This is a genomic window from Pedobacter sp. GW456-11-11-14-TSB4 (genome assembly GCF_059424425.1).
The window spans coordinates 142,958-167,371 of record NZ_JBWKZK010000005.1 but is presented as its reverse complement, the minus strand read 5'-3'; the positions used below and the strand labels follow the sequence as shown (position 1 = coordinate 167,371).

The 24,414-nt window shown below is 34.1% G+C and carries 24 protein-coding genes; 14 read left to right on the top strand and 10 right to left on the bottom strand.

The window, feature by feature from the left end; genetic code table 11:
- Nucleotides 1–91: 91 nt before the first annotated feature.
- Entirely contained in the window at nucleotides 92–3,460 is a 3,369-nt protein-coding gene (locus AC07XU_RS16565; RefSeq protein ID WP_494944748.1) for a TonB-dependent receptor, read from the bottom strand.
- A 334-nt stretch (nucleotides 3,461–3,794) separates the two neighbouring features.
- On the opposite strand from AC07XU_RS16565, the gene lpdA reads away from it, so the two are divergent.
- The 5 genes from lpdA (at nucleotide 3,795) to AC07XU_RS16540 (ending at nucleotide 8,172) form a co-directional block, all read left to right on the top strand.
- Nucleotides 3,795–5,183 carry a dihydrolipoyl dehydrogenase gene (gene lpdA, locus AC07XU_RS16560; protein WP_494944747.1) on the top strand — a complete coding sequence of 463 codons (1,389 nt, stop codon included), beginning with the start codon at nucleotides 3,795–3,797 and terminating at the stop codon, nucleotides 5,181–5,183.
- Between the two features lie 166 nt (nucleotides 5,184–5,349).
- The gene (locus tag AC07XU_RS16555; RefSeq protein ID WP_494944746.1) at nucleotides 5,350–6,192 is read left to right on the top strand and encodes an MBL fold metallo-hydrolase; all 843 of its coding nucleotides are present in this window, start codon (nucleotides 5,350–5,352) and stop codon (nucleotides 6,190–6,192) included.
- Between the two features lie 41 nt (nucleotides 6,193–6,233).
- Nucleotides 6,234–7,037: a metallophosphoesterase family protein gene (locus AC07XU_RS16550; RefSeq protein ID WP_494944745.1), complete on the top strand. Its 804-nt coding sequence runs from the start codon at nucleotides 6,234–6,236 to the stop codon at nucleotides 7,035–7,037.
- On the top strand, nucleotides 7,015–7,605 hold the full coding sequence (locus tag AC07XU_RS16545) for a hypothetical protein (RefSeq protein ID WP_494944744.1): 591 nt from the start codon (nucleotides 7,015–7,017) through the stop codon (nucleotides 7,603–7,605). Before AC07XU_RS16550 ends, AC07XU_RS16545 begins: the two co-directional genes overlap by 23 nt.
- On the top strand, nucleotides 7,606–8,172 hold the full coding sequence (locus tag AC07XU_RS16540; protein WP_494944743.1) for a GNAT family N-acetyltransferase: 567 nt from the start codon (nucleotides 7,606–7,608) through the stop codon (nucleotides 8,170–8,172). It begins immediately after the preceding gene.
- A 52-nt stretch (nucleotides 8,173–8,224) separates the two neighbouring features.
- Here AC07XU_RS16540 and AC07XU_RS16535 read toward each other — a convergent pair whose 3' ends face one another.
- The 3 genes from AC07XU_RS16535 to AC07XU_RS16525 are packed head-to-tail and all read right to left on the bottom strand — an operon-like array spanning nucleotide 8,225 to nucleotide 9,586.
- A complete protein-coding gene (locus tag AC07XU_RS16535; RefSeq protein ID WP_494944742.1) occupies nucleotides 8,225–8,437 on the bottom strand; it encodes a helix-turn-helix domain-containing protein in 213 nt (70 codons plus the stop codon).
- A gap of 25 nt (nucleotides 8,438–8,462) precedes the next feature.
- Entirely contained in the window at nucleotides 8,463–8,945 is a 483-nt protein-coding gene (locus AC07XU_RS16530) for a DUF2975 domain-containing protein (RefSeq protein WP_494944741.1), read from the bottom strand.
- A 2-nt stretch (nucleotides 8,946–8,947) separates the two neighbouring features.
- On the bottom strand, nucleotides 8,948–9,586 hold the full coding sequence (locus tag AC07XU_RS16525; protein WP_494944740.1) for a DUF2975 domain-containing protein: 639 nt from the start codon (nucleotides 9,584–9,586) through the stop codon (nucleotides 8,948–8,950).
- Nucleotides 9,587–9,876: 290 nt separating this feature from the next.
- On the opposite strand from AC07XU_RS16525, the gene AC07XU_RS16520 reads away from it, so the two are divergent.
- The 3 genes from AC07XU_RS16520 (at nucleotide 9,877) to AC07XU_RS16510 (ending at nucleotide 13,287) form a co-directional block, all read left to right on the top strand.
- On the top strand, nucleotides 9,877–10,737 hold the full coding sequence (locus AC07XU_RS16520; protein ID WP_136842759.1) for a sigma-70 family RNA polymerase sigma factor: 861 nt from the start codon (nucleotides 9,877–9,879) through the stop codon (nucleotides 10,735–10,737).
- A gap of 139 nt (nucleotides 10,738–10,876) precedes the next feature.
- Nucleotides 10,877–12,325 carry a glyceraldehyde-3-phosphate dehydrogenase gene (locus tag AC07XU_RS16515; protein WP_494944739.1) on the top strand — a complete coding sequence of 483 codons (1,449 nt, stop codon included), beginning with the start codon at nucleotides 10,877–10,879 and terminating at the stop codon, nucleotides 12,323–12,325.
- Between the two features lie 176 nt (nucleotides 12,326–12,501).
- Nucleotides 12,502–13,287: a PhzF family phenazine biosynthesis protein gene (locus AC07XU_RS16510; RefSeq protein WP_494944738.1), complete on the top strand. Its 786-nt coding sequence runs from the start codon at nucleotides 12,502–12,504 to the stop codon at nucleotides 13,285–13,287.
- Nucleotides 13,288–13,887: 600 nt separating this feature from the next.
- Here the strand turns inward: AC07XU_RS16510 and AC07XU_RS16505 are convergent.
- The gene (locus AC07XU_RS16505) at nucleotides 13,888–14,871 is read right to left on the bottom strand and encodes a potassium channel beta subunit family protein (RefSeq protein ID WP_494944737.1); all 984 of its coding nucleotides are present in this window, start codon (nucleotides 14,869–14,871) and stop codon (nucleotides 13,888–13,890) included.
- 137 nt (nucleotides 14,872–15,008) lie between these two features.
- Between AC07XU_RS16505 and AC07XU_RS16500 the strand changes: the two genes are divergently transcribed.
- Nucleotides 15,009–15,956: a M28 family peptidase gene (locus AC07XU_RS16500; RefSeq protein WP_494944736.1), complete on the top strand. Its 948-nt coding sequence runs from the start codon at nucleotides 15,009–15,011 to the stop codon at nucleotides 15,954–15,956.
- 55 nt (nucleotides 15,957–16,011) lie between these two features.
- Here the strand turns inward: AC07XU_RS16500 and AC07XU_RS16495 are convergent, their stop codons facing one another.
- The 5 genes from AC07XU_RS16495 to AC07XU_RS16475 all read right to left on the bottom strand — a co-directional run bounded on the left by AC07XU_RS16495 (nucleotide 16,012) and on the right by AC07XU_RS16475 (nucleotide 19,937).
- Nucleotides 16,012–16,278 carry a hypothetical protein gene (locus tag AC07XU_RS16495; protein ID WP_494944735.1) on the bottom strand — a complete coding sequence of 89 codons (267 nt, stop codon included), beginning with the start codon at nucleotides 16,276–16,278 and terminating at the stop codon, nucleotides 16,012–16,014.
- 128 nt (nucleotides 16,279–16,406) lie between these two features.
- Nucleotides 16,407–18,035 (bottom strand): S41 family peptidase, encoded by a 1,629-nt coding sequence (locus tag AC07XU_RS16490; protein WP_494944734.1) that lies wholly within the window; start codon nucleotides 18,033–18,035, stop codon nucleotides 16,407–16,409.
- 39 nt (nucleotides 18,036–18,074) lie between these two features.
- Nucleotides 18,075–18,677 (bottom strand): haloacid dehalogenase, encoded by a 603-nt coding sequence (locus AC07XU_RS16485; RefSeq protein WP_494944733.1) that lies wholly within the window; start codon nucleotides 18,675–18,677, stop codon nucleotides 18,075–18,077.
- Between the two features lie 5 nt (nucleotides 18,678–18,682).
- Entirely contained in the window at nucleotides 18,683–19,168 is a 486-nt protein-coding gene (locus tag AC07XU_RS16480) for a hypothetical protein (protein WP_494944732.1), read from the bottom strand.
- Nucleotides 19,169–19,286: 118 nt separating this feature from the next.
- Complete coding sequence (locus AC07XU_RS16475; RefSeq protein WP_494944731.1) at nucleotides 19,287–19,937, bottom strand: ABC transporter ATP-binding protein; 651 nt, start codon at nucleotides 19,935–19,937, stop codon at nucleotides 19,287–19,289.
- 239 nt (nucleotides 19,938–20,176) lie between these two features.
- Here AC07XU_RS16475 and AC07XU_RS16470 point away from each other — a divergent pair, with 239 nt between their 5' ends.
- From AC07XU_RS16470 to AC07XU_RS16450, 5 genes are all read left to right on the top strand, one after another.
- Entirely contained in the window at nucleotides 20,177–20,809 is a 633-nt protein-coding gene (locus AC07XU_RS16470) for a hypothetical protein (RefSeq protein ID WP_494944730.1), read from the top strand.
- Nucleotides 20,809–21,105, top strand: a complete 297-nt coding sequence (locus AC07XU_RS16465; protein WP_494944729.1) for a winged helix-turn-helix domain-containing protein — start codon at nucleotides 20,809–20,811, stop codon at nucleotides 21,103–21,105. Before AC07XU_RS16470 ends, AC07XU_RS16465 begins: the two co-directional genes overlap by 1 nt.
- 59 nt (nucleotides 21,106–21,164) lie before the next feature.
- The gene (locus tag AC07XU_RS16460) at nucleotides 21,165–21,476 is read left to right on the top strand and encodes a hypothetical protein (RefSeq protein WP_494944728.1); all 312 of its coding nucleotides are present in this window, start codon (nucleotides 21,165–21,167) and stop codon (nucleotides 21,474–21,476) included.
- 16 nt (nucleotides 21,477–21,492) lie between these two features.
- Nucleotides 21,493–23,175, top strand: a complete 1,683-nt coding sequence (locus tag AC07XU_RS16455) for a DUF4153 domain-containing protein (protein WP_494944727.1) — start codon at nucleotides 21,493–21,495, stop codon at nucleotides 23,173–23,175.
- Nucleotides 23,176–23,428: 253 nt separating this feature from the next.
- Entirely contained in the window at nucleotides 23,429–24,208 is a 780-nt protein-coding gene (locus AC07XU_RS16450) for a ferritin-like domain-containing protein (RefSeq protein ID WP_494944726.1), read from the top strand.
- Nucleotides 24,209–24,414 lie beyond the last annotated feature (206 nt).

The following is a 24,414-nucleotide window of genomic DNA, read 5'->3' as shown; positions in this document are numbered from 1 at the left end:
TTTACGAATAATATTGGTTAATCAAACGTAAAATAACAGGTACAAAAAAACCCGCTAACAAAAGCTAGCGGGTTTAGTTATTAATTAGGTATTAGTTAAAGTTGTAACGAATACCAAACTGCATATAGTATGTAGAAGATATAGTTTGGTTAACACCAAAAGTTTCTCTTACAACATCTCCATTAGCCTGTGCTAATCTGAAAGTTGGTTTTGTTGTAGCATTAATTGCTGAAACGTTTTGAGGAACTAAAATTTGTGAGTTGTTCACAAAATTCAATTCACCCCAATTTTTATTTAACAAATTACCAAAATTGAAGATATCTAATGAGAATTGTACAGAATTTTTAGATCCTCCAAAATTTTTGAAAACTTCTTGAGTTAATCTGAAATCAACTTGATTTCTCCATGGAGAAGTTGCTCCATTACGCTCTGCATATTGACCTTTACGAGTTTTCAAATATTTATCTTGCTCGATGTAGGCGAAGAATAAATCACTTTGTTGTTGAGGAGTATAAGTAACTGCAGAAGCACCGCTACCGATAACTACGTTACCGCTGAAAGTAATTTCTGAAGGATCTCTTGGTACGTATAATAAATCATTTCCTGATTGACCATCACGGTTAAAATCACCTGAATATACATATGAGAACCTACCTTGCTGAGAACCTTCATAGAAAAGTGAGAATGAAGTAGCTAAGTTCTGGAAGTATTCTTTTTTGTATGAAACTGATGCAATTACACGGTCAGGATTCAAGTTTTGAGAATAACTTAAGCTTGGTACATTAGGGTTACCTGCTGTTGGCGGAATAGACCATAAGTTTAACAATTGATCTCCAGCACCATCACCAAAATTGCGTTGGTCTGATTTAGTATAAGCAACCATTAAGCCTAAACCTTGGCTAAATTGTTTCGATAATTGAGCAGTAACCATCCAGTTATAACCACCTTTAGCATTGCTCATTACAATTGTATTAAATGCATTAGCACCTGTTGCTGCACCATTAGCTACCGGTAAACCACCCGTAGTTAAAGGATTAATAAATTTATCTCTATTTGCGGCCGGGAAAAATGCACGATTATCTGCATAACCACCAACTACAACATTAGGATTAACTAAGTTTACGTTTTTAGCAACCGCTGCATATAAATCCTTACCGTAAATACCTTCTAAAGTACCAACTATACCCCAAGGTAATCTTGCATCAACAGCTAAACTTGATTTCCATGTTTGAGGGAATCTTAAATCTGGTGACATAGCACTAATTGGACTTGGAATTGTAGAACCAGCTGGTGGAGCAGCGCTTGTTAAGTTTGGCGCAATGCTTGGATTGAAGAATGGAGTATTTGCTCCAGAATAAGCTTGAGTATACTGTAATAAACCAGCATCACCAGATTGAGCAACTAACCATACGAATGGTACCCTACCTGTAAAAATACCTGTACCACCTCTAAGTTGTAAAGAACGATCTCCTTTAACATCCCAGTTAAAACCAAAACGTGGAGAATACATTAATCTGTTTTTAGGCAATGTACCAGTATTTACTTTTTGACCGTCTGCAAAAGTTAAATTCGCTACTAATGGATGCGTTCTAATTTCATCAACTCCAGGATAAGAAGCTCTTTCTACTCTCAAACCAGCAGTTAATTTTAAACGATCAGTAACTGTAAATTCATCTTGAATATAAGCTGAATATTGAGCAAACTTAAAGCTTGGGAAAGCTTGAGAACCATCTGCAGTTAATGGATAAGTAACTGTATATTGTGCTGGTCTAGCTCCAGTTACAAAATCATTCCACGATCTGAAAGTATAAAAACCAGTACCAAAACGTTGGAAACCATTTTTAGTTGTACTAAATTCTGCTTGTAAACCTAAAGTCAAATTGTGCTTACCAAAAGCAGCAGTTAAATCATCACTATAAGTATAAGTAGTAACATCTCTTAAGTTACCATAAGTAAATGCCTCATAACCAAAGGTTGTTAAAACATTACCTAAATTGGTAGTACCTCCTGTACCATCCATAATATCAACCATTGGAAATGGAGCGCTATCAGATGTTCTTGGGTCATTTTGGTGTGAATAAGCAGCACGTAAAGTATTAGTGAACTTACTACCAAAAGAGGAATTTAATTCAGCAGTTGCTGAATACAAGTTTTGTGCTTGATAATAATTTGAGTTTGAGAATTGTAAACCTGCTTCTTTGGCTGTACCAGATCTTTGATTTACATAAGCAAAGCCTGTTGTACCCACTAATGAACCTGAAGTAGATGTACTTGCAAAACTTGGATTTTTACTTTCTACTTGGTTGTAACGAATACTAAAACGATGATTTTTTGAAATATTCCAATCTAATCGAGCAAATAATTTATCATTATTACTTAAGTTCTCATAATTCTGATATGATCCTGGATCATAGTTGTATGTACTTAACAAATAAGATCTAACACCGTTTAAGAAGTCAGCTGTTGGTCTTGCAATAAAACTTGGAGAAGTTGTAGTGAAAGGTAAAGCCGGAGTAGAAGCAATTCTATTGTTACCTGGTGATTTAGTTTTTTTGAATTCGGTGTTTACAAAGAAGAATAATTTATCTTTAATAATCGGACCACCAAAGCTAAAGCCAAAGTTTTTTTCGTCTAAACGTTGAATGTTGTTGATGGTAACATCACCAACTTTTTTACCTTGTTGATCATCACCACGCATGGTATAAAATGCATTACCAAAAAACGTATTTGTACCAGAACGTGTAACTGCATTTACTGCAGCCCCTGTAAACCCAGTCTGACGAACATCATAAGGAGTTACATTAATAGAGATTTGCTCTAACGCATCAATTGAAATCGGAGAACCATTTGCAGGAATATTTTGCCCAATACCAAATTGGTTATTATAGTTAGCGCCATCAACCATAAAGTTATTAGAACGATAGTTACCGCCGCCGATAGCGCCATTTGGGCCTCCACCTTGTGGTGTTAAACGGGTAACATCATTTACACTACGAGTAATAGTTGGCAATGATTGTATTTGCGCTTTACCTACTACAGTGTTTGCTCCGCTTTTGTTAGAATTCATTATAGAATTCGAAGCAGTACCTGTAATATTAACAGTAGCTAAAGTAGAACTGTTATCAGCTAACGTTACATTTAATACGAAAGGCTCACCTAATTTAAGTGTTAAGTTTTCGAATTTTTGTGTTTTGTAACCAATGAAGCTTACTTCAACAATGTAAGGACCACCAACACGCATGTTTCCAATAGTGTAACGACCATCTGCATTTGTAATTACGCTGTAAACCGTTCCGGTTGGCGTATGTGTAGCTTTAACGCTGGCACCCGGCATCGCATCTTTTGCATCCCTAATGGTACCTGTTAATGACGTTGTGGTGATCTGTGCATTCGCTGCAGAGATAAATCCAACAAAGGCAAGAACAATTACTACAATTTTTAATAGTAAAGATTTCTTCATACTCTTTTAATTATTTTTTTGTTTTGTTAAAATATGTTAAAATAACGCCACAAAGGTAAATATTTATTTCATTCAGTTGTTCAATTCCAATGTTAAATAATTATTAATTCTACCCAAAACTTATCAACACTTAACATATAGGTTAAATTGTGTAACTATCAGTTTATCAATAGCTTTATATTTACTGTTTTTTCCCTATATTTTTGTTTAGCTAAATGTTAATTAACCTATTTTTGTCAAAACTAGGTTACTAGCAATCTTTAGACTTATTTTAACCAACATTTTTTTTAATTTTGACACCGTATTAATTAAGTTTTCCTCTTTTTTATAAAATATGAACTACGATTTAATTGTAATTGGTAGCGGTCCGGGTGGATATGTTACTGCAATAAGAGCTTCTCAATTGGGTTTAAAAACTGCAATTATTGAGCGTGAGTCTTTAGGTGGCATTTGCCTAAACTGGGGCTGTATTCCTACTAAAGCTTTGTTAAAAAGTGCTCAAGTGTTCGAATATATTAATCATGCAGCAGATTATGGCATTAACGCACCAGAGGCTACAGCAGATTTTGCAGCTGTTGTTAAACGTAGTCGTGGTGTTGCCGAAGGCATGAGTAAAGGCGTTCAATTTTTAATGAAGAAAAACAAAATTGACGTAATTATGGGCACTGCCAAAGTTAAGGCAGGCAATAAAGTAGATATTAAAGGAGCTGATGGTTCTCAAAAAGAATTAACAGCAAAAAATATAGTGATCGCAACTGGTGCTCGTTCTAGAGAATTGCCAAACTTAAAGCAAGATGGTAAAAAAGTAATCGGCTACCGCCAAGCAATGGTATTACCTGAGCAACCAAAATCTATGGTTGTTGTTGGTTCTGGCGCTATTGGAGTTGAGTTTGCCTATTTCTATGCTACGATGGGTACAAAAGTTACTATTGTAGAGTTTATGGAAAATATTGTTCCAGTAGAGGATGAAGATGTTTCTAAACAATTATTGCGTAGCTTAAAGAAAACTGGCATCGATATCATGACTTCAGCAAGTGTTGAGTCTGTTGATACAAGTGGTGCTGGTTGTAAAGTTCAGGTTAAAACTGCATCGGGCATGCAGACGATAGAATGTGACATTGTTCTTTCTGCTGCAGGTGTTGTAGCCAATATCGAAAACTTAGGTTTAGAAGAAACAGGTATCAAAACTGAAAAAGGAAAAATTGTTGTTGATGAGTTTTACAACACATCTGTTAAAGGTTATTATGCCATAGGCGATGTTGTTGGCGGTCAATCTTTAGCTCACGTGGCCTCTGCTGAGGGTATTATTTGTGTAGAAAAAATCGCCGGCCAACATGTTGAGCCATTAGATTATAACAATATCCCAGGTTGTACTTATTGCTCGCCAGAAGTTGCTTCTGTAGGTTACACAGAAAAAGCAGCTAAAGCAGCGGGTTACGAACTAAAAATTGGCAAATTTCCTTTCTCTGCATCGGGTAAAGCAAGTGCTGCTGGTGCTAAAGATGGTTTCGTAAAATTAATTTTCGATGCTAAATACGGAGAATTATTAGGTGCGCACATGATTGGTGCTAACGTAACTGAAATGATTGCTGAAATTGTAGTAGCTCGTAAATTAGAAACAACTGGCCACGAAATGATTAAAGCTGTACACCCTCACCCAACCATGAGCGAAGCAATTATGGAAGCTGCCGCTGATGCTTACGGAGAGGTAATACACTTGTAAATAATGTGAAATGGAAAAGGTATGATGGAAGATGTATCTTAATCCTTTAATAATTTGATAAAAAAACCTGTTAGCCAAGTTAACAGGTTTTTTTTATTTGGTATCGATTATCAAACAACCTATTTTTACAACACATCTTCCATTTTATATCTTACATTTCCCCTTTATGAAATTACACACCATAAATACTGGCTTATTTAAATTAGATGGCGGTGCTATGTTTGGCGTTGTGCCTAAATCTATTTGGCAAAAAAGCAATCCGGCAGATGCCAATAATTTATGTACTTGGGCCATGCGTTGTTTATTGATTGAAGATGGCAGTAGATTGATACTGGTAGATAATGGAATTGGGAATAAACAGGATGAAAAATTTTTAGGCCACTATTATTTGCACGGCGATGATACTTTAGATCAATCTTTAGCTGCTGCTGGATTTAGCAGAGATGACATTACCGACGTATTTTTAACACACTTACATTTTGATCATTGTGGAGGCTCTATTGAAAGATATGGCGACAAATTTCGCCCTGCGTTTAAAAATGCTTTGTACTGGACTAACCAGCAACATTGGGATTGGGCAATTGAACCAAACGCTAGAGAAAAAGCTTCATTTCTTAAAGAAAATATTATTCCAATTCAAGAGAGTGGACAGTTGAGATTTATTCCGTCACAAGATGGTGTTCTTTTTCATGAAGGAATTAAAATCCGCTTTGCGTACGGACACAGCGATGCCATGATGTTGCCGCAACTGCAATACAAAGACAAAACCATTGTTTACATGGCAGATTTGTTACCATCTGTTGGGCATATTCCCCTACCTTACGTTATGGCCTATGATATGTTTCCGCTACAAACACTAAAAGAGAAAAAGAGCTTTTTAGAAGAAGCTGCCGCGAATGGATACATTCTTTACTTAGAACACGATCCAATTAATGAATGTTGTACTGTGCAGCAAACCGAAAAAGGAGTGCGATTATTAGATACTTTTAGTTTAACAGAAATTCTTTAAAATTTACCGAACATTTCTAAACTTCATCTGTTGTAAAACGGATGAAGAAAAACTTACTTTATTTTTTATTTCTTGTATTTGTAATGGGCTGTAATTCTGATGAATATAGTCCGAACCAGGTATTTAACAGAAAAACAGCTAGCAATGTTAACGAAAAACAGATTGCGCTTTTAAATCAAAAAACGCCATCAACAAATATTAGAATTGCATTTTCTGGTGATACCCAAAGAAGTTATGCAGCCGCTAGAGATTTTGTAGCAATGGTAAACGCCAGAAACGATATCGACTTTGTAATGTTAAATGGCGATATCTCAGACTTTGGTCTTTTAGCAGAGTTTGATGCGATTTACGATATTTATGCCAAACTAAAAGTTCCATTTATTAGTGTAATTGGCAACCATGATTTGGTGGCAAATGGTAAAGATATCTACAAAAGAATGTTTGGGCAACTTAACTTCACTTTTAGCTATGGCAATGTAAAATTCGTTTGTCACGATACCAATAGCAGAGAATATAATTTTGATGGCTCTACACCTAACATTAATTGGTTAAAAGACAATTTAAAACTTGGCAATGGCATAACTCATTTGGTTGCAGTTTCTCATGTATCACCTTTTGGAGGTGATTTCGATCCAGCATTAGCCCAGCCTTACAAAACGCTATTCAATCAAACTCCAAATTTGATCGCTTCTTTGCACTCTCATAATCACTCTAAATTGGAAACATTTTATCAAACTGGCACTACTGGAGTACCGTTTATAGTCACAAATGCCATTTACCAGCGTGCTTATACAATTATTAATATCTCTAACGGACAAATTGATGCTCAAGAAATTAACTTTTAGTGTATTTGTACTGCTGTTTTTAGGTAAAATAAGTTTTGCCCAAAATAAGTTTCTAAATACTATAACGCCAGACCATATTAACCTTCAATACGCCGGAAGTATTGGTTTTTTAAGCTTGGGAGCAGGTTACGATTTGTTTAACGAAAAAGCAGAATTAAGCTTTCACATTGGTTACGTACCCGAAAGTTTGGGTGGAGAATTAACAATGGCGGCAATTAAATTCCATTATAAACCTTTTAATATCCCAGTGGGAGATAAAATACTCATAAAACCATTTAACCCGGTATTTTTTCCATCATACACCATCGGCGAAAATTTTGATCTTCAGTTTGATGCACCTCAATATAGAAAAGGTTATTATTTTTGGTCATCAGCTTTGCGCTTACACTTAGGTGCAAGTACCGAGATTAAACTATTAAGCAAACCAAATTCTAAAATTAAGGATTTAAGCATCTATGCAGAAGCCAACACAAACGATTTGTATGCCATTAGTTGGTTTAGAAATAGAACTAGCTCATCGTTTTTAAAAATGTTTAGAATGGGTTATGGCGTTAAAGTTCACTTTTAAATGATTAGAAAAGCTAGCGCAGCAGATGCCGATGAAATTGTAGATTTAATGATGCTGGCCATGGGCGATTTGCCTTATAAATTTGCCGCATCGGCGGATAAATTAATTGCATTTGAGCTATTGAAGAAGTTTGTACTAACAGACGGGAACCAATATAGCCTCAATAATACCTTTGTTTACGAGCTGGATGAAAAAGTTGTAGGATCGATAAATGCTTACAATGGAGGTGCAATTGAACAATTACGCGAACCTTTTTTTAATTACATCCGCAAAACTTTTCATCATGGCATTTTTGATATGGATGTAGAAAGTGAAGCTGGGGAATATTACATCGATACCTTGGCCGTAAATCCATCCTACCAAGGAAAAGGAATTGGCAAAGATTTAATTAAATATGTAATTGATCATGCTGAAAATATTGGCTTTAAAAAAATCGGCTTGTTAGTTTCAAATCCAGATGCAAAACGATTGTATGAAAAGCTTGGCTTTAAAAAAGTGGGCACTAGAAACTTGCTAGGCAATAAACATGAACACTTGGTATTTAGCACCTCGTCATCTCGATCTTAGCGCAGCGAGGAGAGATCTATTTTATTACTCAGTTTCTTCGCATTAAAAGCATCTAAATCGCAAATACCCTAAACTCTAAGATATCACCAGGCTGACAATCTAAAGCTCTACAGATGGCTTCTAAAGTTTCTAATCTTACTGCCTTTGCTTTACCTGTTTTCAATATCGAAAGGTTAGACATGGTAATCCCCACCCTTTCACTGAGTTCCGTTAGCGACATCTTTCGCTTGGCTAACATTACATCTAGATTAATAATTATTGGCATATAAGGATTGCTGCAAAAATACTGCTTAAATTGTTAAATCTTGTTCTTTTTGTAATTCTATTCCTTTTCTTAATACAAATCCGATTATCAACATCGTAATTCCAAAAATCACCAGCCAAAAATCAAAATTCACTCCCACCACTTGCTGATAAATTGAATTAGCATTTAGTTTAATATCATTTTCGAAGAAATAAAAAACATATAATAATATAGCTTGCAAAATGCAAAACCATCCAATCCATGTAATTCTTTCAATATTTACCAAACTGAAAACACTGTCGTTTTGAATGGAATTAATGAAGGAATAAATTTTTAGCACAATACCAATTCCAATAATAGGTATGATTATAAGCATGATAAATGAAACAGGATGTAAACTTTTAGGTTCAACTCCATTCGAGGCATCATTAAAACCTCTTTGCATGTCTCCAAAATCATATATTAGTGCTAAAATTAGAACTAATATATAAGCAAACTTTAACATCAATATCTGATTTTTTGTTTTCATATTTATATCGTTAAATCTTGTTCTTGTTTCAATTTCAACCCAAAACTAAACACACCCGCAAAAATTAAGTATTCTAGTCCTGGCTTTAATTCACGTAATAAATCAAAATAATCCGGTGAAAAAGTCAATCTTGAGTCTACAATTGTTTGATTGTTAAAAAAATATGTAAACACTAAATAAACTAAAACACCAATTGGAATTAGAGATAGTTCAATTATTCCAATTAACCTTAGCCTCTTAACATTTAATTCGGTAAATATCTTCTTATTTATCACATCGCTAATAAATTCCCTAAATAATTTAAGCTGGTAAAGAGCTATCAAAAGACTAAGCAGACCCGTTAAAATGTACCATATTACAAAAGGATCTGCTAATTTAGCTAGCTTAATTTTTGATAATTTAAAGGAAACAGTAGCTGTATCTATTTCCGAAAATAGGTAAGCATTTTTAAAGGTTCTTAAATCAAAATTAGATAGTTCGAATTTTAAAGGAAATGCATTAAAACTCAGCCCATGAAACTCTTTAAAAAAAATCATCCTAACCATATTAACGACAAAATACATAGCTGATACTATGATAATACTGTACCATGCAACGTCTAGTAAGTTCTTATAAATTCTAAGTGAGCGTAATTTTTCCATAACATGATGATGTTTTATTTTTACTTTAAATCAACAATAATTTCTAATGCAAATGAAATCAAAATATATTATAAAACAAAATTTATTTATTGATTTAAAATATATATGTAGTGTAAATCAACTAAAAATTAAATAACTGACAAAATAAATTTGGAATGGTTTTTGTTGTTAGGTAATTGTTAAAAAATGTGACATAAAGCATTACATTTTCAACCATTTACATACCGAAACTGTACTTTTTTTCATACTTTTGCAGCTTCGAAATTTATTAAGAGGACTAAAACACATAAATGAGACAACTCAAAATAACCCAATCCATCACCAACCGCGAAAGTCAATCGTTAGACAAATACTTACACGAGATTGGAAAAGTAGATTTAATTACCGCTGAAGAAGAAGTTATATTAGCTCGTAAAATTCGTGAAGGTGATCAAGCCGCTTTAGAGCGTTTAACAAAAACCAACTTACGTTTCGTTGTATCTGTAGCTAAGCAATACCAAAATCAAGGTTTAACATTAGGTGATTTAATTAACGAAGGTAACTTAGGTTTAATTAAGGCAGCTAAACGTTTTGATGAAACTAAGGGTTTTAAATTCATTTCATATGCTGTTTGGTGGATCCGTCAATCAATTTTGCAGGCAATTGCAGAGCAAAGTCGTATTGTACGTTTACCTCTAAACCAAGTTGGTTCATTAAGCAAAATCAGTAAAGCTTTCTCTAAATTAGAGCAAGAATACGAGCGTGAGCCTTCTCCAGAAGAATTGGCAGATATTTTAGAAACTACGGTTGACAAAATTTCTGACACATTGAGTAACTCTGGTCGCCATGTATCTATGGATGCGCCATTTGTTCAGGGTGAAGAAAATACGTTATTAGATGTATTAGAAAACCACGAACCAAATACAGATAGCAACTTAATTAACGAATCACTTTCTGAAGAGATTAGACGTTCTTTGTCTACTCTAACCGAACGTGAGCGTGAAATTATTGTTTTGTTCTTCGGTTTAAGTACAAATCACCCACTTTCATTAGAAGAAATTGGCGAGAAATTTAACTTAACTCGTGAGCGTGTTCGTCAAATTAAAGATAAAGCTTTACAACGTTTACGTCATACTTCACGTAGTAAAATTTTAAAATCTTACTTAGGATAATCCTAAAAAAAACGACTACTTAGTGTGTTTTAAACACCTTGTAGCACAGATTTTTACAAGAAAATAAATCAAAAAAGATTGGGTACTCGCCCGATCTTTTTTACTTTTGCAGCAATTCTAACCAAATTAATTTTCTTGTATGTTAAACAAATATCAATCAGAGTTTCAGAACTGGATTGAGAAAGAAAAAAAAGCACTCGAGCTGATCAGTGTTGTAGGCAAACTATGGTTCGATCGTTCTATCGAACTTGTTCTCTTTCGAAAACCTTTATTCGATGTTGGCAGTAGCGAAATACTAGCTTATCACCAATACGCAAAAGAAGTAAGTGGCAAAGATATTTCCATTTACGAAACGCTAGAATTGGCAGCCACTATTGCCAAATGCAGTTTAGCTCCTTCTCGCATAGATATTGGTCGCTTGGCAGCCGAATGGCTGGATGAAAAAAATACGCACTCAGGCATGCATAATTTTGTGGTAAGTCAGCTAAGTAAGCACATTGGCAAAGACAAAATTAGTTTAAAGCCTAAAGATGTTGTTTTGTATGGTTTCGGCAGAATTGGCAGAATTGCTGCCAGAGAATTAATTGTACAAGCTGGCAAAGGCGAACAATTAAGGTTAAGAGCAATCGTTACCAGAACTTACAGTGATGAAGAATTGATTAAGCGAGCCGAACTGCTTAGAACAGATTCTATTCATGGCCCATTCAATGGCACTATTGTAGAGGATTTTGAGAATAAAGCTTTGATTATTAATGGGCAAACCATTTACCTCATTGTGGCAAAAAATCCTGAAGATGCAGATTATACTGCATATGGAATTAATGATGCTTTATTGATTGACAATACCGGAGTTTTCCGCGATCGCGAAGGTTTAAGCAGACATTTACAAGCCAAAGGAATTAGTAAAGTTTTATTAACCGCACCAGCCAAAGGCGATATACCTAATATTGTAACTGGCATTAACGATGCAGATTTCAATTATCAAACAGAAACAATTTTTTCAAACGCATCTTGCACAACAAATGCAATTGTACCCGTTTTAAAAGTTATTGATGCTAATTTTAGTATTGAGAAAGGCCACATAGAAACTGTACATTCTTACACCAACGATCAGAATTTATTAGACAATTACCATAAAAAATATCGTAGAGGCCGTTCTGCAGCTTTAAACTTAGTCATTACTGAAACTGGAGCAGATAAAGCTGTGGCCAAAGTCATTCCGCATTTAGCTGGCAAATTAACTGGCAATGCCGTACGCGTACCTACTCCTAATGTTTCTTTAGCTATTTTAAATCTTTCGCTTGCTAAAACCACCACAAAAGAAGAGGTGCAAGAAATCTTAAAAAAAGCTTCCTTATTTGGAGATTTGTCTGAGCAATTGGAATACTCTATCTCTAATGAATTGGTAAGTAGCGATTTAATTGGCAATAGTCATGCTTCAATTATTGATGGCCCTGCTACAATTATAGCTAACGATAATCAGTCAATTGTACTGTACGCTTGGTATGATAACGAATACGGTTATACCCGTCAAGTAATACGCTTGGCTAAGAAATTAGCTGGCGTAGTAAGGCTTACTTATTATTAAAATATTTCCGTCATTTCGAAATGAGCCTTTCGCGATTGAGAAATCTGTAAAATAACTCCACAGTTAGGTTATTAACCTTGTCAGTTATTTATACATGTAGGTTTCTCATTGCTACGCTTCTTCGAAATGACGTTTTATTTATATTTCTATTTGTAAATTCGTAAAAATCACCGATCATGAAATTACCAATTTACCAAGTAGATGCCCTTACCGATAAACTTTACGGCGGAAACCCAGCTGCCATAATCCCGCTTAAAGAATGGTTGCCTGCACCTATAATGCAAAAAATTGCTGTAGAGAACAACCTATCAGAAACCGCTTATTTTGTACCAGAAGGAGATCATTTTGAATTAAGGTGGTTTACACCCGAATACGAAATAGATTTATGCGGTCATGCTACTTTGGCAACTGCACACATTTTGTTTACAGCACTAGGCTACCAAAAAGACACCATTCATTTTCATACACAAAAAGCTGGCACCTTAACAGTTGGCAGAAAAGACGATGTATATACGTTAGATTTCCCATCACGACCTGCGAAAAATACGGATGCACCAGATGGATTGATTGACGCATTAGGTGGCAATGCACCAATAGAGGTGTTAAAATCTAGAGATTATATTTTTGTTTATGAAACAGAAACCGATATTGTTGCACTAAAACCAGATTTTTCTGCACTGGCAAAATTCGATATCATGGGTATAATTGTTACTGCAAAAGGCGATCACAGCGATTTTGTTTCTCGATTTTTTATTCCTTCCGCTGGCATAAACGAAGATCCGGTTACGGGTTCTGCTCATTGCAATCTTATCCCCTATTGGGCCGAAAAACTTGGCAAAACAGAACTGCATGCTTTACAACTTTCGGCACGCCGTGGCGAGTTATGGTGCGAACATAAAGGAGATAGAGTTTTAATGGCAGGTAAAGCGGTAACTTATTTAAAGGGAGAGATTTATTTGTGAGATATGAGATGTGAGATACTAGATGCGGGATGAGATAAGAGTCTATATCAATAATTAGTTTTTTTTTGAAAAAGAATGGAAGTAACTTTTGGGAGAATGTAGCCCTGCTATCCGTTTTATCCCGATAAATCGTGATGTTCACTATCAGGTTTGTATAATAAAATCAGTTTTTCATAACAGTGTTGCATGTTGCAAACCTAAATAGTTGCAAAAAATTTGCTTTGCTGGTGCGAGCTTGCAGCTCTTATCTAAAAAATAAACTTTTTGTAAGTTGTCTCAATTTTAATTATAAATTAGTAATAAAAAGCTACCTCAAAAAATTTAAAAGGCTTATTACAAAATTAGTCCGAGCCACAGGCTCGAACTAGCGTTGCTAAAACTAGCGTTTTGCCTATCGCAAACTTAAATAGTTGCACAGCTTTTGTATAATAAACTGGATTGGAGTGACATCCTTTTTTGCCCTTGAGTATTAAACTTACGAAGTTGACTAGCTAATGCTTTCATACACTTCGTAAGTTTAATTTAATATTCGCAAAAAAGATATAACGAAAAGCCAGTGTTGCTTAAATCTGTGTAGTTATTTGCTTTTCAAAATGTCAATTAAAACGGCGGCAACTCTGGTTTAGTGCCCATTAGCTGATCAATATTTTGCATTACTTTATCAGTTAACAATGGCACAACTTCTAATACGGTTAAGTTCTCTTTCAACTGATCTACTTTAGAAGCACCTAAAATCATGGTGCTCACATTTGGATTTTTTAAGCACCAAGCTAAAGCTAATTTTGCCAATGGTAAATTCATCTGATCTGCCATTTTTTGCAGCTCAATTACCTTGTTCATTCGCTCTTCAGCTAAAACTCGGTCCTTCAACCAATCCATACCTTTCAGCTCTAATCTCGTATTCTTCGTATCACCTTTCGTATATTTACCCGAAAGTAGACCTGATGCCAATGGAGACCAAATGGTTGTGCCCAAACCATAATTTTTAAACAAATGCAGGTATTCTTTTTCTAATTTTTCACGTTCTAATAAATTATATTGAGGCTGTTCCATTGTTGGGCCAATCAAATGATTTTGCTTGGCAATAGAAATAGCTTCCATAATTTCTGATGCGCTCCACTCAGATGTTCCCCAATACATAATTTTGCCCTGTTGCAGCAAAGTATTCATTGCAAAAACAGTTTCTTCAATTGGTGTGTTTTTATCTGGTCGGTGGCAAAAATATAAATCTAAATAATCTACCTGCAAACGTTGCAAAGCAGCATTACAAGCTTCGATAACATGTTTACGAGATAAACCCATTTGGTTTGGGCCTTTTCGCTCTGCCCCAAAAAACACCTTACTTGAAACTACAAAAGTATCTCGTTCCCATTTTTGGGCTTTGAGTATTTTACCCATTACAATTTCAGATTTGCCCTCGGCATAGCCTTCTGCATTATCGAAAAAGTTAACACCAGCATCATAGGCAACACCCATTAATTGGTCGGCAACTTTATCTGTTATTTGGTTGCCAAAAGTTAACCAGCTACCAAATGAAAGCGCACTAACCTGCAAACCTGATTTCCCTAAACGTCTATATTCCATGTTAAATAATTAAAGATCCAAATTAAGATTTTAAAACTAACATTGTTTCATCAATATTAGTTTTTTACAAAAAGCAAATGTGAAATTTATCATACAATATATTTACCTTTAGCTGCATATTACAAAAAAGACACTCGATGAATAAATTATTCCTGATACCGTTAGCTTTTATGCTCAGTTGTAGTACCGTTAAAACAACACAAAATACAACACAAGGAAGTGAGCAGCTGTTAAAAGATGTAGAAGTATTAGCTTCTGATGCTTATGAAGGCCGAAAAACTGGCACTAAAGGTGCTGAAATGGCGAGAACTTATTTAACTGGTCGTTTAAAAGAACTTGGGTTACAACCTTATCCTGGTAAAAGTAATTATGAGCAATCTTTTGAAGTTAAAGGAAGAAATGGCGCTGCTGCAGTAGAAGGTAAAAACTTAATTGCTTATATACCTGGTAAAACAGAAAATGTAATTGTAATTTCTGCACATTACGACCATGTTGGTATTATTAAAAATGAAATTTACAACGGTGCCGATGATAATGCATCTGGAGCCGCAGCATTATTACAGTTTGCCAAATACTTTGCTAAAAACAAACCTAACAACACCTTAATCTTCGCACTTTTTGATGCAGAGGAAATGGGTTTGCAAGGCGCTAAAGCATTTGTAGCTAATCCGCCAGTTGCCTTAGATAAAATTAAGCTAAACATTAATATGGATATGATTAGCCACAACGACAAACAAGAGTTATATGCAGTTGGTACTTTTAAATACCCACAGTTAAAACCCTTTTTGGTTACCACAAACCCAAATTTAAAGCTTTTATTAGGTCATGATGACCCTAAATTAGGCAGCGATGACTGGACAAACCAAAGTGATCAAGGAGCTTTCAATGCTAAAAACATTCCTTTTATTTATTTCGGTGTAGAAGATCATAAAGATTACCACAAAGCTACTGATGAGTATCAGAATATTAACAAAACGTTTTTTGTTGATGCTGCTAATGCTATACAAGAAGTAATTGTTAATATTGATAAGCAAAGAGATATACAAACTATTTTTAGAGAAAGTTTGCAAATGAAAAAACAATAAGCATACTAATTATGTGCTATAAAAAAATGCCCGTTGTATTAACGGGCATTTTTTTTTAAAATTCAATATCAATTAAACTTTTAATTGGGATATGAATACCATTTTTAAGTTGAATGTATTTCTCTGTGACTGACCAAACTGTAGTAATAACTTTTTTTGCTCCTTCTGTAGTGTTAAAGGTAATAGTGGCCTTAGATTTAAATTCATTACCTAGGCGTGGTGCTGTGGCTAATCTATCTGCTAATTCGCCAGAAAGATCTGTTTCTGCTTTTATAATTTTTGTTACGTCTATTGCTTCCTTTTCAATTAATTCGATGGTCATATGTATTCTTATTTTGTGTAAACAAGTTAATTAAAAATTATCATACAACAAGAATGCCAATCGACAAAATGTAAAATAAATGATAGACGTAAGCATAAAAAAAAGGCCATTTTCATGGCCTTTTTAGATTATCTTTTTAAGGTATGCTTTGTATCTATCATCCCATTAAACTCATTTCCATCAATTACGGGTTTCATGGGCTGTAGGCTTTGGGCTTTTACCGCTCTGCCACCAATAGACATTGTAACATTTGCTCTGGCTGATATAGTAGTAACTCCTGGTGCTAAAGCATTTAATGCTAACTCTGTATAGTTTTCTTTAGGATCACCAAAATTATGCAAGGGATCATCAAAAGTATCTGCAACATCAGGTGCAAATCCATCATAATAATCTCCCTGACCTAACGAATTTTTTGTGCTAAACATTGAATAATACACTTCGTATCTGTTTTGTATTCTTATAGGGAAAAACCCAACAGGCTTACCATAAGTTTTGGTACCTACCAATTTTACATTAACGTATGGTTTTAATGAATTAATTACCAATTCACTTGCAGATGCTGTACTGCCCGATACAATGAAAACAATATTGGTAATTCCTGTTAACGGACCAGCTTTTACAAATTTTTCTGTATTAGCAGCTAATGAATAATTTACATCAGCATAGGTAACCATTCTTCCATTTTGAAATTGAACTTTGTCATTTGCATCCAATAATGGTTGTTTAGCTAAAATAGTTGCTGCTCCACTCTGCATCATGCTGTTGTAGTGTTCAGCAAACATAATTGAACCATTAATACTTGATGGAGCAATTTGGTTAATTAAATATTGAGCTGTGTTGATGTAACCACCTCCATTATATCTTAAATCGATAATTAAATCAGTAACGCCATTTGTGCTAAAATCTGCAAATGCAGCATCAAAATCTGCTTTTGAATTTGTTAGAGTAGAGAAGCGAGCGTAAGCTAAGTAACCAATTTTTTTAGACCCTGCAGTAAAAACTTTTGCAGCGTAAACAGGACTGCTTTTATAGCTTGCCTTAGTTAAACTAACTGAAAAAGTTCCATTAACAACTCCATTAACATATTTAGATCCTTCCAATTCTATAGAAGTTCCGGCAAATGCAGTATTGATAAAATCTCTATCGTTGTTAAAGTTTGCCCCGATAGTCCTTCCATTCACCTTAGTAATACGATTACTTCTTACCATACCTGCTTTATCTGCAGGAGAATTTTGATAAACCGCAGTTACGAATAATGCATAGGCGTTGGCATCAGTTGAACTTGTTCCGTAAGCTCCTAATTTTAAACCTAAATCGTTTCCATTACCCTCTAAATCTACTGCACTTTTTGCAGTTTCTATAGAAGCAGATGGGTTTTGAGTAGTAATGTCAGAGATGTATGAATATTTGTTTCCGCCAGAAGCAACATATTCATATGCTCGACCTGTTGTTGGATTAATTTTCTTTTGAACAATTGCGTTTAACTCTATATTATAATTGGCCAACTCAGTCGAACCACTTACATACTGGCGTGGATTAAATGCTTCATAAGTAGGCAAAGCATCATTCCACAAAAACACCTCTTTAGCATACAAAAAAATAGAATCTTTAGACAACTCTTCTCTCGTAGCAGTTGCAGTTGCAGGTGGGGTAGTTGGCGGAGGTGTAACAACATCAGGCGTAACCTTATTTTTTTTACATCCAGTAGCAATACCAATTAAAAGTGCAGATAGCACAAATATTTCTTTCAGTTTCATTTTTAGTTCAGATTTCAACGTAAATTAACGAAAAAAAATCTACAATAGATTTGTTACAGAAAAATAATCTACTTCAATAGGTTTTAATGACTTAACACCTTCTATATCATTACCTATAAATACGATATCTGAATGGTTTAATTGGTGTATTGATTGTATATTTTTAATACATTCATCTAGCGATTTATATTCTTCAACAAAATATAATTTAAGATGTTTTTCTAAACCATGCCATTCGGTTTGCTTTATTTTATTTAACTGTATTGCTGGATCTCCATCTAAAACTAAAAAAATCTCTTTTTGCTCAACTACCAAATCCTGTAATAAAGATAAAATTTGCTGATAGAGTAATAATTTTAAAGGTAATCTTGCTGTTTGGTGCAATAGCTTAAAATTATCTTGGTATTTCAATGGAATATTGAATTTTTCAGCTGTTTTTTCGAAAATTTGACCACTCCCGTTTTGTTCAAATTTTAATTTCATAAAACTTAAGATTTCATTAGAGTTTTGCAACTCAGCATAAGTTAAAAACTCTGAAAACAGATAATAAACTTGCAATAAGTAATCTTTGTGAGGGTACAATACATCATCAAAAGCGAATATAAATGCCTTTTTAGATTTGATATGATCTTGAATATCCATTCTTCTTAAATCGTGATTAATTTTAGCTTATCGTCAGTATAATAAAATGCGCCGTTTAAATGCTCTCCCCTACCATGCAAAATCAATAATTCTTCATCTATTGTGGTAAATGTGATTTCACCACCAAAATAAACTACATAATTGCTTGATTTTACTTTTTCATCAACTGAGAAATAGGCATTTAAAATTTCATTTCTAGGCAATAGCAATTGTATATTAAACTCTTCAAATAACACTTCAGATTTTGAAAGAGGCTCAATTTCAAAGCTTTGCAAAGGTAAAATTGCATCAACTTCGTGATCTAAGCAGCTATTTAATAAATTATGAGCAATGGTATCTTCATTTTTATCTCCCAAGCTAACCATGGTGTAGGTAGCAGATTTAATGTTTGGCACCTGACCATAATCTCCCAAAATAATTTGATGACCATTTAAAGCATTACACAATTTAAGTGCAGCTGCAGAAGTGCCTCCTGTTATTAATATTTTCAATTTGAATGAGTGAGTTTGAATGAATGAATGAGTGAATTTTGAATGAGTGAATGAGTGAGTTTTGAATGAACCATTGAACCGAATGACCCATTGAAACAAATGATACTAGTGAATTGATCTAAACCACCAATCCATCTTTCATAGTCACTACCCTATCGCTTATTTTAGCTAAATCTTCATTATGCGTTACAATAACAAAGGTTTGTTCAAAGTTATCACGCAAGTGGATAAAAAGCTCATGTAATGCTTTGGCATTCTCCGAGTCTAAATTACCCGAGGGTTCATCTGCCAGTACAATTGCAGGATTATTGATTAGTGCCCTTGCCACCGCAACACGCTGCTGCTCACCCCCAGAGAGTTCATTAGGTTTATGATTTGCCCTACCCTTTAAACCAAATAAATCAAGTAATTCGTAAGCTCGTTGCTCAGCTTCCTTTTTTCCCTTTTTTGCAATGTAAGCTGGTATACAAATATTTTCTAAGGCAGTAAACTCTGGTAAAAGATGGTGAAATTGAAAAACGAAACCAATATTTTTATTTCTAAAAACACTTAACATCTCGCCAGAAAGTTTATTGATTAGGGTATCTTTTAGTTCTACAGTACCTTCATCAGGGTTATCTAAACTACCTAAAATATGCAATAAAGTACTTTTTCCGGCACCAGAAGCACCAACTATACTTACAATCTCTCCTTTCGCTACTTCAAAATCTACCCCTTTTAAGATGGCTAGGTTACCGTAGGCTTTTTTTATTCCTATTGCTTTTAGCATGTTGTAAAGTTACATAATTGTTAAATTGCTCGATTGTTAAATTATTAATTTATTTAAAACAATTACTAAATAGCTTTATTGTTAAATTGATAAATTGCTTCATTGTTTTATTTTTAAATTGTTGGGGCTTATCACAGCAACATTAATGCAATCAAACAATATTTAACAATCTTTTTTTTCAAAAATATTTGCAAATTCAATATTGTTAGTTAACTTTGAAAAACAAAGTGCTTTTAAATATGAGTAATCAAGATGAACAACTAAGTGCATTGAGCGACATCAGAAATATGATGGACCGCTCATCGAGATTTATTTCTTTAAGTGGTTTGTCCGGAGTTTTTGCTGGCCTAACCGCTTTAGTTGGAGCATACTTTGCCAATGTCGAATTAAACAAATATATTAATGGCGATTATGGATTTGGCATTGATGCAGATGCAGAAATTGAAGCCAACCTCATTAAAATTGCATTTTTTGTACTAATCATCGCCTTAGCAGGAGGTTTTATCTTCACTTACAGACAGAGTAAAAAGAAAAGCCTCCCATTTTGGGGCAAAACAGCAAAAAACTTAATAGTTAATTTGGCTATCCCTCTGATTGCTGGAGGTCTATTTATTATTGTTTTACTCATTAATTTTCCTAATTCCATAGGCTTAATTGCTTCATCTTGCTTAATATTTTATGGCTTGGCCCTTATAAACGCAAGTAAATACACTTATTCAGATATTCGATTTTTGGGCATTTGTGAAGTGATCTTAGGTTTAATAGCCATGTTTTATATAGGATATGGTTTATACTTTTGGGCAGTTGGCTTTGGGATACTCCATATTTTTTACGGATTGATCATGTACTTTAAATATGAAAGGAACAGCTAATGAACAATCCGATTGGAGCACTTAACAAAATTTTTGATAGCAGGATTAGATTAGGCGTGATGTCTATTCTTATCGTAAATGAAAGCGTTAGTTTTAACGACTTGAAGCAATTACTTGAATTAACTGATGGCAACCTGGCCTCTCACCTCAACACTTTAGAACAGGCAGAGTATTTAAAAATTCAAAAAGCTTTTATTGGCAAAAAAACCAATACCACCTATTATATAACCGAACTCGGCAAGCAATCTTTCAAGGCACATTTAGATGCTTTAGAAAAAATGATAAAAGGCATTTAATTTTTTTTTAATTATTCACTTTGAAATACAAAGCACTTTACAATAAACCATTTAAATATATGAAAACAACAACACCAATAAATTCGAACTTAACACAAAGAGTTGCAATTGTTATAGGCATTGTAGCTCTAATCCTGTTAATACCACTTGTGGCTATGCAATTTACAAAAGAGGTAAAATGGGATTTAACAGATTTTATAACGATGGGTTTACTCCTATTTATCACAGGTATGGGCATTGAAATCGTAACCAGAAAAGTCAAATCGACTAAAATAAAATTAGCGCTCACGTTAACAATCTTATTTATCCTTTTCTTAATCTGGGCAGAATTGGCAGTTGACCTATTCGGGACACCATTCGCTGGTAATTAATCTTAAAACTAAAAAAATGAAAAAACCAATCGATTTGCAACTTTTAGCCATTTTTGGTGGCGGATTGTTATTTAATTTCCTTTTTTGGAACGAAGGACTAGGAATAAATTTATTATTACATTCTTTGTTTGTGATAATCGTACTCTTTGTTGACAAGGCGAATAGAACCAACAAAAAGACGATAACTATTGCTGCTTCTCACCTAATTGCTGCCCTATTGGTCGTTATTAATCATTCGGTATTAAATATATTTGGTTACTATATTACCCTCATTGTATTTATCGGCTTTGTTCATGCCACAAGAATTAAATCTGTATTTGCGGCCTTATTGGCTGGCTTTTTACAGCTGGCTTCCTCTCCGGTAAACCTTATTAAGAAATTAATGAATGCTAGAATTGGCAATGTTTCAGTTAAACCTATTTTAAGGCCGATTAAATATATCATTATACCGATTGCTGCGGTAATATTTTTCAGTATAATTTACAGCATAGCCAACCCTGTTTTTTCAGAATATTTAGGGCTATTTATTTCTAACATTTCCAATTTTATTAATAATGTGTTTTCCTTCATTTTTGGCGATTTAAGTTTTGCCCGTTTCTTACATGTTGTTTTAGGCATACTTTTTACTGCAGGTATACTTTTAGCCTTTAAAGAAACTACGTTAGAAAGAATTGATGCAGAAGCAACTGATGAGCTAATTAGGAAAAGAAAAGTTAGAAATTCAAGCTCATTTATCGACGAGTTAAAATCGATATTTATGGGCTCAATCATCAATAAAAAGATGGCGCTCAAAACCGAATACATTATCGGGATCATTTCTTTTTTAGCGTTAAACCTGCTTCTACTCATACTCAACATTATAGATTTTAACACCCTTTGGCTGGGCAACGTAAGCTCTTTTGATGATACCTATCTGTCAACCCAATTACATGAAGGAGCAAATTCATTAATCTTTAGCATTATTATGGCTATGCTGGTTATTTTGTTCTTTTTTAGTGGTAACCTCAATTTTTTTAGTAAAAATAAAACACTTAAAATTTTGGCTTACGCCTGGATTTTACAAAATACATTCCTTGTTTTTTCTGTATTGATAAGAGATTACCATTACATTAATCTGAGTGGATTAACGCATAAAAGAATTGGTGTAATCGTGTTTTTAACTTTATGTATTATCGGTTTGTTTACGGTTTACATTAAGGTTTCCAAAAAGAAAACGCTTTATTACCTGCTAAAGGTTAACGGACAAACCTGGTATATTTTACTGATTGTATTCGGAATGTTTAATTGGGATTCGCTTATTGTGAATTACAATATCAATAGCAGAAATGAAATTGCATTAGATGTAAAACATTTAATGGAGATGTCTGATAAAACACTTCCCATATTAGCTAAAAACAGGCAATTATTAACTAAATATGCATCAAAATCAAGCGATTACGATGTAATATATACTGAAGCCGAAAGTGCAGTAGTAGCAGTACAAATTGACACAACTGCCACAGCGCAATTACCTCAACCTCCTATTGATAGCGCAAAAGTAAAAAGAGAAATAGCGCAGCAAAGAATGAAAAGTTTTAATGAAGATTTAGATCTGCGTATCGAAAGATTTAAAGAAGAGCAAGAAAGTTTATCTTGGTTATCATGGAATTTTAGAGATTGGAGAACTGAGGAGTATTTTAATTTTAAAAAAGAAGATTAGAAAAGCAATTTCAGTGGAACGATTAATGGTTGGTCGGGCTATTTGCTACAATCTTTTTTGTGCTGTCACACTGAGCGTAGTCGAAGTGCTTTGTGAAACAAAAAAGTATTTCCGCTCCTATCCCGTTTAAAAACAAAGGTTTCTGCAACTATTTGAGGTAGCAGGATGAAGTTATTAGTTCATGAATACGCGAACTAAGGCTTAGAGAACAGACCCATATCTACTACATAAAACTAATACTAATTCTTTAGCTATGCATAATTCATTGTATTGGGTAAATTATTATACCCAAAATTTAAAAAATAAAAGAATAGATTGGAGCATACAGCCAACTCTTTCCGAAGCAGAAAAAAAATCGATTTTAAAATCATTACAAGCTTGGCAACTTGGTGAAACTTCCGAAGGTAAGAACCTGATAGAAGCAGCATCTAAGCACGCAAAACAGCTTGACGATAAGAATTATACCAATGCCATTAAATTATTTATAAAAGAAGAGCAGAAACATGGCAATAACTTAGGTAGATATATTGACTTAATTGGAGAGAAACGAATTGATAAAGATTGGGGCGATAGTTTGTTTAGAAAAGCAAGGGGATTAAATACCCACATGGAATTTTGGACGATAGCCGTAATAACCGTTGAAAGTACCGCTCAACTTTTTTATCAATGCTTAAAGGATGCTACAAATTGTAAACTTTTGAAACAAATTTGTACTGACATATTAATTGATGAAGCAGCCCATATTACCTTCCAGACAGAAAGACTGCGCTTATTGTATAATGTTAAGCATTCTTTTTTCAGGTATTTTAGCTACTATTTTTATACCGTTTTTTACTTCTCTACAACTTTAGTTGTGTGGTTAGCGCACAGAAAATTATTTACGGCCGGTCATTTAAATTTTAGAGATTATTGGCGTAAAATGAAATTAAAGTTCCAGAAAACGATTAAGAAAATAAGGATAGAAAGTTTGGCTGATGAAAATCTTGCAGCCAATAAAAAAGTTAATGGAACAAAATATGTATTTGAAAATTAAACTAAAGAAGCATTTATTTGGAAAGCCATGGTTCGTGTTTCAACGAACCAGAAGCACATTACATAGTGCATTTGCAACCCCTCCTATTTGTACAAGCTTTTATTTTCTAAACCCGGTTGCAGCGTAAATACTTTTTGTAAAGCGAAACAAAGTGGAGCACAAAAAGATTGCAGCGAAAAACGGGACTAACATTAATAAGAGCAAAG